The sequence below is a fragment of the Jeotgalibaca ciconiae genome (genome assembly GCF_003955755.1).
Taxonomy (GTDB): Bacteria; Bacillota; Bacilli; order Lactobacillales; family Aerococcaceae; genus Jeotgalibaca; species Jeotgalibaca ciconiae.
On sequence record NZ_CP034465.1, the window covers coordinates 706,707 to 725,402 of the forward strand.

11 protein-coding genes are annotated in these 18,696 nt (G+C 32.5%); 3 read left to right on the forward strand and 8 right to left on the reverse strand.

Translation table 11 applies throughout. The annotated features are described in order from the left end of the window. Positions 1-347: 347 nt before the first annotated feature. From EJN90_RS03295 to EJN90_RS03320, 6 genes are all read right to left on the reverse strand, one after another. Positions 348-1,739: a hypothetical protein gene (locus tag EJN90_RS03295; protein ID WP_227872567.1), complete on the reverse strand. Its 1,392-nt coding sequence runs from the start codon at positions 1,737-1,739 to the stop codon at positions 348-350. A 188-nt stretch (positions 1,740-1,927) separates the two neighbouring features. Further along, positions 1,928-3,166, reverse strand: a complete 1,239-nt coding sequence (locus EJN90_RS03300) for a hypothetical protein (protein WP_126108853.1) — start codon at positions 3,164-3,166, stop codon at positions 1,928-1,930. A 68-nt stretch (positions 3,167-3,234) separates the two neighbouring features. After that, positions 3,235-6,381, reverse strand: coding sequence for a type I restriction endonuclease subunit R (locus EJN90_RS03305; protein ID WP_126108854.1), 3,147 nt, complete (start codon positions 6,379-6,381; stop codon positions 3,235-3,237). Between the two features lie 12 nt (positions 6,382-6,393). Beyond that, on the reverse strand, positions 6,394-7,629 hold the full coding sequence (locus EJN90_RS03310) for a restriction endonuclease subunit S (RefSeq protein WP_126108855.1): 1,236 nt from the start codon (positions 7,627-7,629) through the stop codon (positions 6,394-6,396). Continuing rightward, entirely contained in the window at positions 7,622-9,214 is a 1,593-nt protein-coding gene (locus tag EJN90_RS03315; RefSeq protein WP_126108856.1) for a type I restriction-modification system subunit M, read from the reverse strand. Before EJN90_RS03315 ends, EJN90_RS03310 begins: the two co-directional genes overlap by 8 nt. A gap of 18 nt (positions 9,215-9,232) precedes the next feature. Next, positions 9,233-9,799 carry a restriction endonuclease subunit S gene (locus EJN90_RS03320; protein ID WP_126108857.1) on the reverse strand — a complete coding sequence of 189 codons (567 nt, stop codon included), beginning with the start codon at positions 9,797-9,799 and terminating at the stop codon, positions 9,233-9,235. Between the two features lie 200 nt (positions 9,800-9,999). On the opposite strand from EJN90_RS03320, the gene EJN90_RS03325 reads away from it, so the two are divergent. The 3 genes from EJN90_RS03325 (at position 10,000) to EJN90_RS03335 (ending at position 13,819) form a co-directional block, all read left to right on the forward strand. Further along, a complete protein-coding gene (locus tag EJN90_RS03325; protein WP_126108858.1) occupies positions 10,000-10,755 on the forward strand; it encodes a hypothetical protein in 756 nt (251 codons plus the stop codon). 94 nt (positions 10,756-10,849) lie between these two features. Continuing rightward, positions 10,850-12,007 (forward strand): right-handed parallel beta-helix repeat-containing protein, encoded by a 1,158-nt coding sequence (locus tag EJN90_RS03330; RefSeq protein WP_164543991.1) that lies wholly within the window; start codon positions 10,850-10,852, stop codon positions 12,005-12,007. Between the two features lie 81 nt (positions 12,008-12,088). After that, on the forward strand, positions 12,089-13,819 hold the full coding sequence (locus tag EJN90_RS03335) for a competence protein CoiA family protein (RefSeq protein WP_126108860.1): 1,731 nt from the start codon (positions 12,089-12,091) through the stop codon (positions 13,817-13,819). A gap of 326 nt (positions 13,820-14,145) precedes the next feature. On the opposite strand, the gene EJN90_RS03340 is transcribed toward EJN90_RS03335, so the two are convergent. Both EJN90_RS03340 and rpsI read right to left on the reverse strand, forming a co-directional pair. After that, entirely contained in the window at positions 14,146-17,787 is a 3,642-nt protein-coding gene (locus EJN90_RS03340) for an nSTAND3 domain-containing NTPase (protein ID WP_126108861.1), read from the reverse strand. Positions 17,788-18,295: 508 nt separating this feature from the next. Then, positions 18,296-18,688, reverse strand: coding sequence for a 30S ribosomal protein S9 (gene rpsI / locus EJN90_RS03345; protein WP_126108862.1), 393 nt, complete (start codon positions 18,686-18,688; stop codon positions 18,296-18,298). Between the last annotated feature and the right edge of the window lie 8 nt (positions 18,689-18,696).

Here is an 18,696-nt window from a genome sequence, read left to right on the forward strand (position 1 = left end):
TCGAAAAGGGGCTTGCCGATCTGGACGGAAAAGTAAAAATTAGCCCGTCCAAGACCAAAAACTTGATTCTCAACCTTTCTATGGATGAGCGTATATTGAAACAGTGGCGTGCCTAATAATCTCTTGAATTGTTGCAGCTAGGCATTCGAATAGATTCAGAGAAACAATAGGTATATCCATCTTTATATAGCATCAGCAAGCAAGATACATAAAGCATCATTGTTAGAGTTAAAAATTATTATAGGATTTTAATATCTGAAAAAACCAAGAGCTAAACAAAAAGTCTATAATAAAATGAATGTTGCGAACTCATTATGAATGCAGAGGGTTTGCAGCATTTTACGTCTTTAATACTTTTCAACCTCTGTTTTTCTTTTAAGTTCATATAAGTGTTTTTCATGAGCTAACAGACTAATATCAGTATTTAGTTCTGTTAACTTCATATTTTTTAACATACCAATCAATAATTCATCTGTGATTATCAACAAGAGTTCATTTTTTCTACGAAATTGACCAGACGCACGTTCAAAAGCTAAGTTATCACATTCGCGACAAACTAACATCCCTACTTTACTAGTAGACTCATTAAATCTTCCAGCAAGTTGATCAAACTCTGGATTAGAAATTGAAGATGAATAATTCTTACATTCAACATATATATAATTTGATGTAATTTCTGATTTTAAATTACTAAAAAAACCTTTATCAGCAGTATTTATATACGTTATATCAATTCTTTTCCTCTTATTATCTATAGGAGTTTCCTTTTTAGGATTAGACAATGATGGATAAAAAATAAATGTTAATAAACCAAGTATAAATTCGTGGTACTCATCAGCATACATTTTTCCTTTTGGAATTTTTTTTAACGTTTTTATAAATGCCTCTATTAGTTCATTATACTGACTATCTGTTAACTCGTTATTACTAATTTCAAAGAACTCTATAATATTTAAACTACTAAAATGTTCTTTATCTTTAAAATTATTCATAATTTCTGGGTACTTACTACTAAATTCAAGTATATTTTTCTTTTTATCAACCTTGTCTCTATCCCTAAGACTCTCTTTGGTAACAAATGGGTCTCCAACGGTTTGGTTTTTCTTAGGTGCTCTATGCTTAATTAAAGTACTATTTGGAGTTTGCAACTCTATTTTCTGAAGGTAACTTAGCATATCATGTTGAACAAATTGTTCCTTTGTAAATGTGTAATATCCTTCTGCAAAGACAATATTTTTAGGAACTAGCAATATTCTTTTTCCTGAGATTATTAGTTGCTCTATATCTTCTTCCTTTTCCCATCGTGAAGTTATTTCATTCCAAAAAGGTTTTGATGTTCTTTTTTCTGTTGGTATTCCATACAAATCACATTGATTTTTTGTATAAATAAGTAGTTGACGACGAATTAAAGTTGTTACAATATCAGATATCGTGTCATTTCCTACTCCATCAACATAAAATTTCATATCTGACAGTACTTTTATAGATGCAAATTGCTTACTATCTATTTTTTTTATTTCAAATAACTGTTCAAATATTTCTACCATACTTTCATTACTTTTAAAAGCTCCTCTTGGCTCCCCCTTAGATCTTCCTAAACAGGTTTCATTAGGCTCTGTGAGATTAAGACATAAGTTTTTTAGTTTTATTTTTTTATTCAACTCTACTGCTTCATAAATATTTCTAAAAAAATCACTAATAATGTCATCGCATTTTTTTGACCATACATCATTCTTCAAAGTAAATATATAGGCATCTAAAAATAAAGGTAATTCATTGGATAAATCAATATCTACAAAATCTAGTTCATGCTGGCTTTTGTTTAATTTAAATATTTCTGATATCTACATAATATATTCCTCCTATTTGGAAAATTCAGCATAGTATATTTTCTCAATTCTTAACAACACTAACCCATTCTTATTACTTATTGAGTATTTAGGTTTAACTCAATTGACTTAACAAAATAGTCACATACTAAATTATCTATTTCTTGTTTGATATTAATTTCCACTCCAAGTGCTTCACTGGCCGAGAAAACAAACTTTTCCAAATAATCTTGATCTGTAATTAACGTTTGTTTTTTTGTATTGAAGTAAGGTGCTATGTAATTAAATAATTTTTGTCCTTCTAAATATCCTTTAAATTTATATCTAGGTGTATAATCGGAAAATACACTTCTAATATCTAGATTTATTATTTCATGAGATTGTAGGGAGTTATTTTCATAGTCATCCCAATATTGAGACATCGTATCGTATATCTTATCTAAAATAATTTTCTGAATAGGATTAGATTCCATTAGATATTTTTTTGTATATTCATACATCTTTTTCAACCCAAAACCTTTCCAATAACCTACCTTATTTTCTTCAAAGTATCCCCCATTTGTATCTTTAGATATTAAGTTAACTATTTTATCGAATTCGATTTTTCCTGTGTGTTTATCTATAAATTGCTCTTTTCTTACTTCTTTTGGAAAATATCGGTTTGGAGTAATTTCCACATTACCTCTACAATGGCAAAGTTCTGAAATGTAGCAAAGTATGATATTTTTTACATCTTCAGATTTCAAAAAAATATCTGTATCATGATAACTTTTATTCGTAATATGATGATCAACTTTTTCTAAATTATGTTTCTTTGACTTGTCATGCTTATCACTCCAAATCTGTATTAAGTAATCCATATCAGAGTATTCATCTGGAAAACGAAACGCTCTACAGTTTTCACGAACAAATATACGACCTAACTGACTATCCTTGTAATCTTTCAATTTTAGTGACTTTACTTTATCTAACTTTTCACCTGAGTGAACAATTAAAGTACGAATGTCTAATAGAAAATTAATGTCTTCGTTTTTATCAATATCAAATTTCCATAATTCTTTTAAATAATCTATTGCATTTACTAATCTATAGAAATTATTTGCAAAGCGATCCGCCTTTATATCGGGAACACCACTATTATTGTCCGTTCCTAAAAAATGAGTTTCTAATTCAAAAAAGTAGTCAATACAGCCTCTGATAATCCACAGTATAGCCCCCTCTGTATTAGCATAATTTGTTGCATTTTGATGAATATTAATAAATTCTTCAAAGTTATCTTTCAAAGTTTCAATATCTTCAGTAAATTTCTTTTGGGTTCTCAATTCGATTGCATCCATGATGCGATCTCCTTTCTAATATATAGAAACAGACACCTTCACTTAAATAGCTTCTGGTGTCTGCCTCGTTATCTTAACTCATTCTCCAACGGTATCACAACTTCATCCAAGACTATCTGCCACGCGCGTTTAATATTTTGTAAGTATTTAAATCGCTTGATGTTTGAATTCTTTTGTTTGTATATTTCAAAGTTGCTGCTATCAATAATATTTCCAATATTCGGTGTATTCTCTGTTCCTGGAGTATACTGCACGGCTGAAGAATAAAGTTGATCAACATCCACAGCCCATTCTTCTGCAAAACTATGAATAACATTGTTCTTAGCATTCGTAAAATACAAACGTTTAATGCTAAAGATATCTGCATTTTCATCTACGTCATCACTATCTATGGCATCTAGGATTTCACGATATACATTTCGAACAATTTCAGCTTTATTTAATTTCATCATCGCTTTTTCAATTTCGTCTCGTACATCTGGGCTATTAGCATAATAAGTTCCCAATAGTTGATCGATATAAGTCGAATCAATGTCATAGAGTTTTGCACTGTTTCCACTGAAAAATTCAATTTCAGATAAATCTGGATGGGTTCCCTCAACATCTTCGTCAACAATCGAACCTTTTACTGTTTGATAAACACCCATTTGTTCTTCTAAAACAAAGACTTTATCTTTTAGCTTCGTTGACTCGTCATTGTAATCATCGTAAGTCACAAGAGCTTCGTAGGCATTTGAAAGAGCTTGATAGGCTTTTATATATTCAATACGTGTCTCTAAGGTCGTATGCTCATCAACGGAGTCAGAGGTAATAACGAATTCTTTAATCTTCTTATATGCCTCTTCAAATCTTTTCTTTGATTCTTTGTATGTCGGATAAATGAGACCCGCTTCTTCCTTTGCTTCTGAATACAATTTTGTAGCTTTCTCAACATTTTTTTCCATAGTAAATGGTTTACGGAATGTCACAATAAGGCCCTTTTCCTTCTCAGGATAGGTTCTATTTGTTCTCGAAAAAGCTTGAATTAAACCTGCATATTCCATCGTACGATCCATAAATAGTGTTTGAACTGTCGGCGCATCGAATCCAGTTAGTAAGCGATCAACTACAATAACCAAATCAACTTGCTTACCAAATTGCTTAAATTCTGCCTTTTTTCGTGCTAATCGGTTATTGATATCACCATTATAACGTTCAATATCGGATAATGACCATGCAGTATGATAGTAGGCGTTATAGTCGGCAATAATTGCGTTCATGTCATCCTGTTGGTCTTTGGCATTATCATCATTCTCATCTAGCGAATAGGTAATCGCAATTCTTGGGAAATCAGGATCATCCATTGTCCGTCCTGCTCGAATAGGATGCTTGGCAAATTCTTTTTCCATCCAGTTTTCACTAGCCGTCATTTCTTTAATGGCTTTATAATATTTTTTAGCCATTTCAATCGAACTCGTTGTTAAAATAGCAGACTTTTGTGGTTTACCATTTTTAAAATCAAATTTGGTATAGGCGTTATCTGGCCTAAATATTTTTTTGATAACTTTTTCGATATGCTCCTCTCGCTCATAAGTAGCAGGTTTGATAAATGTTTCTTTTTTGATATTATCAAAATCATCGATAACTTTATTCAGCTGTTCTGGCGAGTAGCTTTCATATTTCTCCGAAGTTTTTAATTGCTTATGGATTTGATTTTCCAGAGAAATCGGCTCAATCGTATCTTCGTGTTCGACTTGAAAACCGAGTACAGAACCATCTTCTAAAGCATTTTTTATCGTGTAAGTATGTAAATTATCGCCATACTGATCAAGCGTTGTGCGGGCAAGCTGTCCTTTTGCTTGTTTCTTATTTTCTTCAAAAATAGGTGTACCCGTAAAGCCATACCAAAGTGAATTAGGGAAGAAGGTTTTAATCTCTTCCATATTTTCAGGACTAATCGCACGATGGCATTCGTCTACTATAAAAGCAATTCGTTGCCCGATTAACTTCTTGTAGCGAGTTGCACCATTTTTCTCTTCTTGCTTTCTAGCATACTTCATTGCTGCATCTAGCTTTTGACGTGTTGTAATAATGACAACATTAGAATTTGCATCAGCCAATAATGTATCACTTAATTCTTTAGAACTCCCAGTTCCAACTATTAACGTATTGGCCTTGCCGCTACCACTCGAAACACCCGTATTATACTCTGACGCAAATTTGGTAAACTCACTAGTCGTTTGGTTGTCTAAGTCCTTTCGGTCTACCAACATGATCGTTCGATGAATTCCATTTGCTTTGGCTAAGAGCTTTGTCGCTACAAAACTAGTCAGTGTTTTCCCAGATCCAGTCGCATGCCAAATATAACCTGATTGTCTTTTCGAAACTGCTTGAAAAAGTGCTTCAATAGCATGAATTTGATAAGGGTGTAGAACCATTATGTTTCGATTATCCTGGTCTTCACTTAGGATGGTATAAATAGCCACTAAATGGTGAGCATCAGGAATATTTAAAACTTGTTTGCTGAATTCATATAAGTTGTCTACTTTTTTATTGTCCGTTGTTCGCCAGCTAAATAGAAACTTTTTATGCATATCTTTTGGCATCGCATTTGCAAAATAGCGGGTTGTTTTCTCATTCGAAATAACAAATAATTGTAGAGTTGAAAAAATATTATTTCTAAATAAGCCTTCTTCTGCATACTTTTTTACTTGATTAAATGCTTGATAGATACCATCTTTCGCATTTACTTTTTTCAATTCAATTTGGATGATTGGTAATCCATTAATCAAGAGTGTAATGTCAAAGCGACGATCGCGATTCTCGATACTACTTCTATTTTTAGCTATTTGATGCACAATTTCATAAGAGGCAGTTCCGCCGTTTATATCTTGGTTTGAATTTACAACTAAAGAAACTTGTCCAAGTGTGATATCTTCTCTATCGATTGTAACTCTAGCAATCCCGTTTTCTCCGCGCAACCATTTTCCCGCATCAAATGGAGTTTGGGTGCGAGATAGGATTTGTGTTTTGATCAATTCAAATTCTTTATCGGTTAGCGGTACTTCTCCTAATTCGGACAAATTCTTATACGTTATCTTCTGTCTCAAGTTACTCCAAAGGTCTTCTTCTGACTTCAAATCAGGGCGATAGGTCCACTGATTACGCCCTTCTCCCAAAACTTCAATCAAGCGTTCTTCAATTTCGCTTTCATCTTGAAAAACAATTTTACCCATACTTCACACCTCCTATACAAACATTTTTTGTAAGAATGCTTTTTTGCTTTGCTTAAGTAATTCTAGTTCACGCTGATGAAGGGCGATAGCATCATCGAGTGTTTTGAAAAAAGTACTAATCTTTATTTGCTCATCCAACGATGGCAATAGAATCTCTTGATTTTTTACCAATTCAGAATTTAAATTAACTTGGCTACCTGGTTGTCCATACTTCTGCCATTTTGGTCTAAACATTTCCAACCATTGAAACATAAATTCTTGGTCAAACTGAGGCTTATAAAAAATCAAGAATCCATCATGAACTCCTGTTTTAACGTAGTTTATCACTGGTTTACCAACTGTTGCCGCAATACTCAATAGTAAATGAGGTGTTAGTAATACTCTTGTTTTTTCTTCAGCTAAATTTGATATTTTCTGTTCCAACTGAGTTATCCTACCATTTTGCTCCGTAACATCAGCTATTCTTAGCCATCCAATATCTGAATCTTTATCAAACCATTTTGGATCTTGAATTGGCCTTGGTGAAGCGCCTCTTGAAATTTCAGACAATTCCCCCAACTTACGCTGTTCCCAATCGTCAGCAAACCCCAAAAATCTAATTTCAGGTTCTTTTTCTCCATCTTTTGGAAATAATTTTTGTAAAAAACCGTCCTTAATCGACTGAAGTTGTTCTAGTTTACGCTGATGAAGAGCGATAGTATGGTCAAGGTTCTTGAAGAAAGCCCCTATTTTCTTTTGTTCATTTATATTGTTAGGTAGTTGAATTTCTAACACCCTCAAATCTTGCATACCAACAGATTGTCTTGTTGATCCATTACTTAAAGATTTAAATTGTTTTTGAAACTCAGGGTTGCTCATTGTTGCATACATGAAGTCATTATAACTATTTTCATGAAATTGAATAACAGCCATCGTTGGAGAGACTGCATATTTACCAATGTCATTTCTAAGTCTAATAACTTTACCGAGAGAAGCAACTCTACCAATTCCTATAGAATTTTTACTTAAATCATAACGTTTATGATGTTCATCATAAATTTTTTCATCCACTAATCTTGATGACTTGTAATTAATATTTCCATCTTCATCAACATCACCAATTCCAATAAATGGTATTCCTTTTATAACCGCAATAGGTGCTCTATGACTTGGGTGAGGATCAATAATTTTAGCTACTTCACCTAACTTACGCTGTTCCCAATCATCAGTAAAACCTTCAAATCTAATCTCAGGTACTCTTTTAGTCATGCATAAACACCTCTAATGCTGCTTGTAACCACTCTTCATTTTCTGGCCCAGCTTGTAGTGACGAAATCATTTCCTTTAATTCTTTCTCTAATTCTTTTTTCTCAGATCGAATCTCTCTTAACTCTTTCCCAACCGCAACCATATCGATTGGTTCTTCCTCTTCGAACGTATCAACGTAGCGCGGAATATTTAGGTTAAAATCATTCTCTTTAATCTCATCAAATGTTGCTAAATGTGCGTATTTTTCAATATCTTTTCTTAATTTGTAAGCTTCTACGATTTTAGTAACGTTTTCTTTAGTCAGTTTATTTTGACTTTTGTCTTTTATAAAATCACTACTTGCATCAATAAAGAGAACATCACGACTTTCTCGGTTCTTTTTCAAAATGATAACTGTCGTTGGAATTGAGGTCCCAAAGAATAAGTTTGCTGGCATTCCAATAACTGCATAAATACTACCGTCTTCTAACAGCTTTTTACGTATAGTTCCTTCAGCTGCACCACGGAACAGAACACCATGTGGTAAAACAATAGCCATTGTTCCTGTTTCTTTTAAGTGGTAGAAACCATGTAATAAGAATGCAAAGTCCGCTTTAGATTTTGGCGCCAGTTTTCCATAACGATTGAAACGTGAATCATCTAAGAATGTATCATCAGAAGACCACTTCGCTGAATAAGGCGGATTCATCACAACAGAATCAAAAGTATAAGGTTCTTCTGTTGGCCAATCCTTATTCAAAGAGTCTCCATTACGTAGACGCATATTTTCTGAGTCTACCCCGTGCAGAATTAAGTTCATTTTAGCTAGATTATACGTTGTTGTATTCATCTCTTGTCCATGGTAGGAAACACCATTGGGATAGTCTAAATAGTGACGGACATTTAGCATTAATGATCCTGATCCCATCGTTGGATCAAACACGCTGAAATGTCGTTTATCTTCTTGTCCCAGCGCTACAATTTGCGCCATCATATCTGAAACCATTTGCGGTGTATAAAATTCTCCAGCTTTTTTCCCAGCATCGGAAGCAAACTGACTGATTAAGTATTCATAAGCGTCTCCAATGACATCTCCTTCATGGCTAATAACATTGATGTCATCCAACTTTTTAAGTACTTCTGTAATCGTGACATTACGCTGCTGATCATCGCCACCCAGTTTCCGAGATTGCAAATCAACATCATCAAATAAACCAGTAAATTTATCATATTTATTTGAAAGTTCTACAAAAGCTCTACTCAAATCATTTAATTGGAAAATATTTTTTTTAGCTTGATTCGTTAGAACATTAAATAAATATTGTGGCTCAATATCGTAACCTAATGTATCTACTAACGTAGCAATCAAATCTTCTTTTACTTCCTCATCTGCTAACAGGCTTGTGTAAAGATCTGTTTGCTTATCAGCTGTGTCGTATTCTTCTAAAGATTCATCTGCTAATTCAACCACTTTTTGTAATAATTTGTCTGATAAATACTTGTAGAAAACTAGTCCTAGCAAATAATTCTTATATTCTGATGCATCCATTTTGCTACGTAAACTATCCGCTGCACTAAAAAGTCTTTGATTTAAATTTGCACTCATTTATATTCCTCGTTCCTATTATTTGTTCATTCGTTCTAGTATCTCATAATATACTTTTTGTTGTAATTCTAGCTCTTGTAATACAAGAGACTTTTTTCTCAAGACATAGAAATAATAATCTCCTATTCTTTGTTGTTGCTTTTTTGGTAAAATTTCAATTTCTACCTGTCTTAAAATAGCTGGTGTCATCTTGGGTGCTACACTACCTTGCATTAGCACTCCCATTTGCTTCTCTACACATTTAGATTCATTGAGAGAATAGCACAGATAACGTGGATTAATTTCTTTAAATTTAAGATCCAACTTTGCGAAATTTTGATTTAATACTTTTCCTTCACTGTCTTTACTTGCAATTGCTACCTTGGAACTAACAAAGCTATACAGGATATCTCCCTCACTAATGATGAATTTCTCTGTATTCCTTGTATCAGCTGATATCTGCTCAATCTCTTTTGTTCGTATGCCCATACTTAAATCATTCAATAAATCATCATTTGAATAAAGCAGTCGCGATTCGTATGCAGTTTGTTTAATCCTCGTTACATTCACACCTACTGATATTTCAGCTAGTTGTTCAAGTTTCAAAACGACTCTCCTTTCTGTAATTTAAAAGAATTACTTTGTATATTTTTAGTTTAGCATTATATTTTTAATTGTCAATAATATTCTGTAATTTTTAAAAATTACAAAATATTATTGACTAATCTTAGCTTGCATCTCTTTACCTATCTTCTATATATTGTTATAAGGGCTTTATTTATTAATTTGAAGCGAGGAGCGATTTAATGAATTATCACGTATCAAAGCAAGGAAATGATCACTCTAGTGGAACGGAGGAACAACCATTTTTAACCATATCACGCGCGGCCGAAGTTGCAATGCCTGGCGACACAGTCATTGTTCATAGCGATATTTACCGTGAGTGGGTAAATTCAGCCAATGGTGGTACCTTTGATCAACCGATTACCTATAAGACTGCGGGTGACGGCGAAGTTGTTATTACTGGTGCCGACCGAATCACTGATTGGGCATATGAAGGAGACAATGTGTGGCGTACAGAAGTACCGAACACCCTCTTCAAATTTCGTAATCCCTATGATGTATTATTAAGCGGTGACTGGTTATTCGACGGCGCCTTGAACGCCCATTTAGGTGAGGTGTATTTAGATCATCACTCACTTTACGAATGTGGCAGTTTAGCAGAAGTTCAACATCCTGAAGTGTGGTCCGATGCTAAATACCCAGAAGACTCCCTCTTGAAATGGTACTGTGAAGTCGATTCTTCTACGACAACCATTTGGGCAAATTTCGGTGGCAAAGATCCTCGTACCGAGACGGTTGAAATTAACGTCCGTCCGCATTGTTTTTGGCCTGAAAAGCCAGGTCTTGACTACATTACCGTAAGCGGATTCACATTGCGACAAGCTTCACCGCAATGGGCGCCACCGACAAGCTATCAAGAAGAATTAATTGCCCACACTGGAGCAAAGGCTGGATTATTGAAAATAACCATATTTCTGAATCGAAAAATGTTGGTATAAGCTTGGGAACGTCAATTGGTACTGGTCATGATAAATATAACGGAAAGCATAAAAAGGCGGTACACAGCGCGAACAAGAAGTTATCTTACAAGCTTTGCGAGCTGGTTGGCATAGAGATACCATTGGTAGTCACATTGTGCGTGGAAACGTGATTCATGACTGCGAGCAAGCTGCGATTGTCGGTCATATGGGCTGTGCATTCAGTAGCATTTACCAAAATCATATTTACAATATTCACCACAAACGCCTACGTCACGGCGCTGAAGTTGCTGGTATTAAGTTGCATGCCGCACTGGATACACAAATTAGTGAAAATAAAATCCACAGTAGCTACCGCGGTATTTGGTTAGATTGGCAAGCACAAGGCACACGCATCAATCAAAATACCTTCTTTGATAACTTGTCTGAAGACTTATTCGTTGAAGTTTGTCACGGCCCTTACCTTGTGGATAACAACTTATTTTTATCGCCGATGAACTTTAGAAATATGGCTCAAGGTGGTGCCTTTGTGCATAACTTATTTGCTGGCCGTTTTATTGTCCAATCAGAACTATCACGGATTACGCCCTATCATTTCCCTCATGAAACAGCTATGGCTGGTTTTTCGAGTATATCAAGCGGTGATGACCGCTACTACAACAACATTTTCTTAGGTGACGGTGAAACAAAAAAAGAGCCCGTTCCCGTCACATTCTTTGAGCATTTGCCACTTAAACCGCGCGAAGTGCTTGGTGATGGGAAAACGGTAATGGATGGCGTGCCAGACGATTCCATTTGTTACTTGTACCCCGTTGGACTAGGTAGTTATAACAAGCATCCAAACGCCAACGATAAACAATTATGGGAATATTCTAAAGAGGAACTCATTGCTTTAGGTGACACTGCTAAAGACTTCTTTGTCGGAAACGTCATATTGCCAGTAGCAGCAGACGGTAATCTTTATCTGAATGACGCCCTACCAAGTCGTCATGAAGCAGAAGCAACAGTCTATGAGAACAGTGGTTTTGATATTACAACGGATTCAGAGACTGGGGTTGTTAAGATTACAGTTAAAGACGCGGAATGTTTGAGCAGAACGAACGTTGAATTAGTTTCTACAGACTTACTAGGCAAAACATATCATGCTGATATGGCATACGAAAAAGCTGATGGATTACCCTATAACTTTGATACTGATTTTTTTGGGAATAAGAGAGCAGAGATAACGCCAGGACCGTTTGAGATTGTGGAAGATGTGGTGGTTGAGGTTTGATTATTCGATAGATAGCAAAGTATTATTATTAACTCACTAATACATTTGCTATTATTTCAACTAATAGTTGGAGGTGTTAAATTGAAACAGACTTTGTTTTTTGTTATTAGAAATGGTAATAAAATCTTGGTTGAACTCTTTAATAACAATCAATATATATTACCTAATATAAGTGATCATGATTCCCTTTCTAGTATTGAAAATATGATAAAGAAGAAGTATAACTTAGAAATAACTACTCTAAAAGAACAGTTTTCATGCAACTCTTATTTATGCTTTGAAGCATTTGCTCCTCATAAGATTGAACAAAACAATGCCGTTCAATATACATGGATCAGCATTAAGTCTGCTATAAACTATACATTTGCAAATATCGATAATACTTTATTAAAGAAACTACTATCTTCCTATAAGTATACTGATATTCAATTGCAGTTTGGTATCCGTAACGAAATCATTGTCCATATTTCAGAAATTTCTGAAAATGAACGCGGATTGGCTTGCTCCTGTACTTGCCCTGCTTGTGGTGTCCCTTTACAAGCCAGACTGGGTAATGGAAAAAGGCGCCCACACTTCGCTCATCACAACGACGCCTGTAACATAATCACTGCCCAGGAAACAGCTTTACATATACTTGCAAAAGAAATTTTACAAGAAAATCAGCATATTATCCTTCCAGCTTATACTTTAAATCCAGAAGAAGAAGGCTGTATTTTTAATGATCCTTATGACTACGATTGCCTTAATCGGCAATCAGAACTCTATAGCGTTTCTGATGTATATGACTTCCATTTTGATAATGTAGTCTTAGAAAAAAATATCAGTGATATTATTCCTGATATTTTAATCTCAAAAAAAGGGAAATCCAGACAATTAATTGTTGAGATTGCAGTAACTCATTTCGTTGACGAAGTTAAAAAAAAGAAAATTGAACAATTAGGGGTTTCCGCTATAGAAATAGATATCAGCCATTTTCATAACCAAGAGTTCGATAGAGCCGACTTAAAAGAAGTTATTATCGATAAACTAGATTCAAAGAAATGGATTTATAACATCCATTATGAACAAAATTTGAAAAAACTTATAGATAGAAATAAGGAACTATTAAATAATACAATTAAAAAAGCTGCTGCTAGGGAATTGGAAGCTAATAAAATGCGAAAAAAATTTTTGGAGGATGAGGAACGTAAAAAATATCTAGCAATAAAGAAAATAAAAAATTTAGAGCAGGCATTTATATCAGACAACTATAAAATAATCGTTTCTAATTTAAAAAATGATAAATGTGTTTACGAACACTTCAAGAAAACGCGATTCTTTTATAGAGCAAAACAAAATATACCATTTTACTTAGACATTCCCGTAAGCGGACAAATTGCCTTTAATTGTGATAGAAGGATTTGGCAAATGGCTCTTTTTGAACAATTTTTCTATCACAGAAAAGAAAATTCTGTTATTTCAGTAGTTAGAATTTGGAAATGGTTTATAGAATATGATGGAAAAAAATTTATAAATTGGGATTATATTGCTCCATATCGCTTTAGAGCTGGAAATAAGCAATACAAAAGGAGTCCTGCTCTAGAAGCTATTAAACAATATCTTACTTATCTGAATTTACTAGGTTTTATCAAGGGTTTTGAATACTATAGGTTTAAAGGTGACTATGATATCGTTTCAAAAACTATTGTGCCACCGAACGAAGAAAATGCTGATGCTCTCCAAATAGTACTTAAGGGCGTAGACCATGACACTCCTGCCATTGATTCAGATATTGAAGAAGTTTACAACAATATTTTCTCTACTAACTTTTAAAAAACTTTAAAAAATCGATCTCCTAGCTTTTATAAGAGTTAGTCGGAATAGTAGAATTACATGAACAGAAAAGCTAAAAAAACATACTAATTTTAGTATGTTTTTTTACTATATAGTTGAATGGTAGTCGATTTCTTATGAATCTCCGTCTCATTATTTTAGCCGTAAAGACTTCATTTACTACGGATAGCGTTATGAGCGGTTTAAACATTGAGGTGAATTAGGAGCTATTTTGAAAATTAACTTAAACAGTTTAATGTGAAACGATATATATATTAAAAATTAACAACTAAAGTAAATTTTAAAAAAGGCCCTATCCTTCGTTTTCATTCTAAATAATCGGAAAGAAGTTCTTTTTCCTTTTGGATTTTGAGTGAATCTATTCTTGATGTAATTACTAAGGAGTGAGAAATATACTCTATATCATCAAAAATGTTAAGTAGTTTATTCAAAAAACTAATCTCTTTATCTAAATATGGGACTAAACTTCCTGACCAACTTTTAATACGCATTGTTAAATGTAATTTTTCAAAAAAATCCATTTCTACATTTTTTTCTTTAAGTAGTTCCAACAGACCTAGTAATATCTCATCATCAAATATTTCTAGAGATAGGTTGTACAGTTCGACTAACCTATTTTCATCGTTGGTATTAGAAACTTCTTTTTTTATAAACTCTACAGATTTTTCAATATTCGTCTTAAAAATTTCTTCTAAATATGGATCTATACCAAAATGATTTACACGATTTGATTGGATTAAAAAATCTAGATATTTTTTAATTCCTTCCAATGCGATTGGTGATTCCCATATATTTTTAAGCTGAACATTACGATTTACAAAATTTAATTTCATTTGTTCTATATTCATTTTAGTAAGAAATAAATAAATAAAGTTAGCATCACTTTTTCTTATTAGTCTTTTAAAAATCTCTCCTGATTTATCAGCATTTTTTGTATTGAAACTATCCAAATAAATTTCTTCTAATTCTTTATGACCAACTATTGCTACTATCTTATTGGCTTGCTCTTCAGATACATAGTTAGGTAAGAAAAAGCTTTCTAGTATTTCACCGTCTCTATACTTACTAACTAATATATCTAAGATGTTAGTATCCAGTTGGATATAACTTTCAAAACATAAAATACTAAAACAATTTAATATCTCATAATTCTTAAGTTTCCGTAACAACAAAATAAGTTCTTCCAACATATCTTTATCAATATTCTTAGAAGTTATAAGATTTGAAAGATACCAGCTTTCTTTAACTTCATTTTTGACGCTATTTAAAACTTTTTTTCCATTTTTAAATGATAATTTCTCCATAAAGCAATCATAATGATAATTTTGGATACTAAATTCACTGTTTAATAAAGCTATTAGTATTTTTATTTTTTCATCTACTTTTGAATGAGTGTATAACATAAATATTGATTCTTGTAATTCATATTTATCCAGTAATTCATCTGATTGATATTTTGATAAGGTATTGAATAACCATGGTAAGCTATCTGAGTATTCCTCATAAACTTTGTTAAGTTTCTTTAACCTAAGCACTTGAGACTCCTCATAATTAAAATTGGAATCGTCGTATGTTAACATATTTGATGAGAATGTATTGTAAATACTTTGAGTAATTGATAGTTTATATCCAAGAAATGGTTGCGGTTTTAACTTTAACTTTTTCGTTTCTGAATACAAATTAAATACTATTGCTTCTTTCCTTATATCTAGCTTACCTAAATCTTTAAAAAAGAGATTTTCTAAATATTTTAAATCTGAAGTAACAGTTTTAAAAAAACCGTTACTTACCTCATAAGTCGGATAATTAAATAATAGTTTATCTATGTAGTTATTCACTTCCACATAATCCAAATTATAAACTTCAAACAGCGTATCAAAAATTTTTTTATGAAGTTCACTTAAGTAATCTCCATCTACTAATGTGTAACGATTAATGACTACTGATCGACCATTAGCAATTAACTTTTCCCCAGAGAACTTTAGGAATTTTTCAGCAATATTAACAATTAACAAAGCTGTTAATTCACTAATATTTTTTTGTTTTGAAAAGATTTCAAAAATACAAAACCTTTTTTCTAAATAAAACTTCCAGTCCTCATCAATATCAAACTTCGACTCGATTGCTGAAAAGACCTCATAAACTTTATCCTGTCTTTTTTTAAAGTATTTCATAAGAAACATACCAGCATCATTAAATCTTTCACTATTTGATAATGAACAAAGAATCTTAATAATTGGATCATTAACTCTATTAGTTCCTTTTTTCTCTTCAAATTCTTTTTGAGTTATTTGATATTCGGTACTCTCAGCATCTTTTATTTTTTGATTAATATAGGATAGTGCTTCAATAGGTATTAACACTGCATATTGTTCCAAAAAAAGCTCTTTATTAAAATGTTCAATAACTTCATTGTAAATAAATTTTATTTCATTTTCCAAATAGTTTGTCCAGCTTTTTAAAGTTACAAAATTATTAACAAGTACAAGCATTTTCAATATCTCTTTTTTATATTTTGGGAACAAATTTATAAAAAAATCTCTTATTTTAAAAATTCTACTATTTACAATAAAATCTATAGTAATAAAATCGGACAAACTTTGATCGCTAACTTTAGCTGCTTTATCTTGAAATACATCACATAACTCTTTATCATGTAAGTTATTTAACGAATCTAAAAAAATATCAAAATCTATTTTAAAAAAAGTTGCTAATTCCTCTAAGGATTCTGAATTAGTCAGGTTTATTTTATTTTTAAAACTTAAAATAAATAGACTAATCTTCTCATTCTGAGAAAGAGCATTTTCTTTAATAATTTGATTATAGTAATTACCCAATATATCTTTGCCATTCTCGAGAAATTCATAATTATGATTTTTCATCATAATAGCTGCAATTACTGCTAATCTAGGATTGTTATGAGATAATTCCATTATTTTTCTAAGATTACGAGAAGATATTTTAGTTATACTATTAATAAGTAATTCAAGTTGCTCATCATCCATCAAGTAAATCTCTTGTATTTTTATTTGAAATGGTTCTAATAAATTAATAATTCCTGAAAGTGCATAATCTCTAACCGTAATGATAATTTTTAAATTTTTCTCATACTCATCTAACCTCAATAAATTAACAATCGCTTCAAAATTAGTAATTGTATTTGCATCATCTAAAAGTAAATAATTTACTCTATTATTATCTAATGCATCCTTAATATCTTGGTAAACAGGCATGTTATTACTCTTAACACAAATTATATTACTATCTTTAGGTAATTTTTTGCACAACTCAATAGCTGCCCTAGTTTTCCCTGCTCCTGCTACTCCAGATAATAAAAGGATTTGATGATTATTTAATTTATTTACTAATCCTTCAACTGTATCTACTCCATCTATATAGGCGGTGGTTAAAGGTGCGTTCGTTTTGCTTCTGTCATGGATGGATATAAATTGTTCTATATTCCAAACTTGCTCTGTTGATTCATCTATTCCAAGAAAATCTTTTATAATGTCTTGATATTTAAACTGAAGAAGGTCATGAGATAATGTATCTATCCCTATAAGAGTCAATTCGATTGGCCCCGCTAAAGCTCTTAGTTTCTTGTCTTTCTCTATAGTTAAATTAGAAGAAGTGTGACAACAAATTATTTCTTTAATATCATTTTTATCAATCTTTGTTTTTTCAATTGCTTCTTTTATATCTTGTTCTAGCTTAGCTGTAGAATCTTTTCTAGTTCCATACATAACTAAGATGTATTTATTTATTCGATTGTCAAAGAAATATGTATCAGGTATTCCTTTGGTGGTCTTATCTGCTCCCTCCATGGAACCAAGCGATACTAGACCATCCCAATTTCTTTTACGGTAGAGATAGCTGTCACATAATTTTTGAAATCTACCTCCCTCTAGTTGTTTAATTTCGTTTTGAATTCTATTGAGCCTCGACATAAATTACGTCCTCCTTTCTTTCGTTTCGATTTAAATGTAAATAGATTTTTATATTAGATTCTTTTCTACTAACTTAAAAAATCCTTTAAAAGATTTTCTTAAACTTATTTTTATAGATCTATCGTGATTAACTTTTATTTTATAAAGAGCGTAATAATTACTCACAAAATTTGGATTAAATTGAGCATTTTAGAATAGCATTTTTCATTTTTATATTACTATTTTTTACAAACTATAATTCTACATTAGCTTCACATTATTAGAGTTATTCTTTATGATTTATTATACAATATAAACATGTATAGGCTAGATTCATCATCCATTATTCTTTAATTAATCCTATTATTGTGGACTTTTTAGTGGACTAAATCATGTTTTAACAAAAAAAGACACCTTCCAATTTCTTGGAAAGTGCCTTGAACTGTATAATTGAATGGTACTCGATTTCTGCGAAATCTCCGTCCCATACTGTATCCGTAAGCGAATGAATTCGCAACGGCTCCAGCAATTAACGTTTTGAGAATTGAGAAGCTTTACGAGCTTTCTTAAGACCTGGTTTTTTACGTTCTACCATACGTGGGTCACGTGTTAGAAGTCCAGCTTCTTTAAGTGGTGCACGGAAGTCAGGATCTACTGACAATAGTGCGCGTGAGATTCCGTGACGAGCTGCTCCAGCTTGTCCAGTGAATCCTCCGCCGTTTACGTTTACGTAAACGTCGTAGCTTCCTAGTGTATCTGTAATGTTTAATGGTTGTTTAATTACTTCGTACAAGTAAGGGAATGGGATGTATTCTTCCATTTCTTTCTTGTTGAAGACGATTTTTCCTGTTCCTGGTACTAAACGTACGCGAGCAGTTGAGTTTTTACGGCGACCAGTGCCGATGTATTGTGCTTGAGCCAATGAATTTC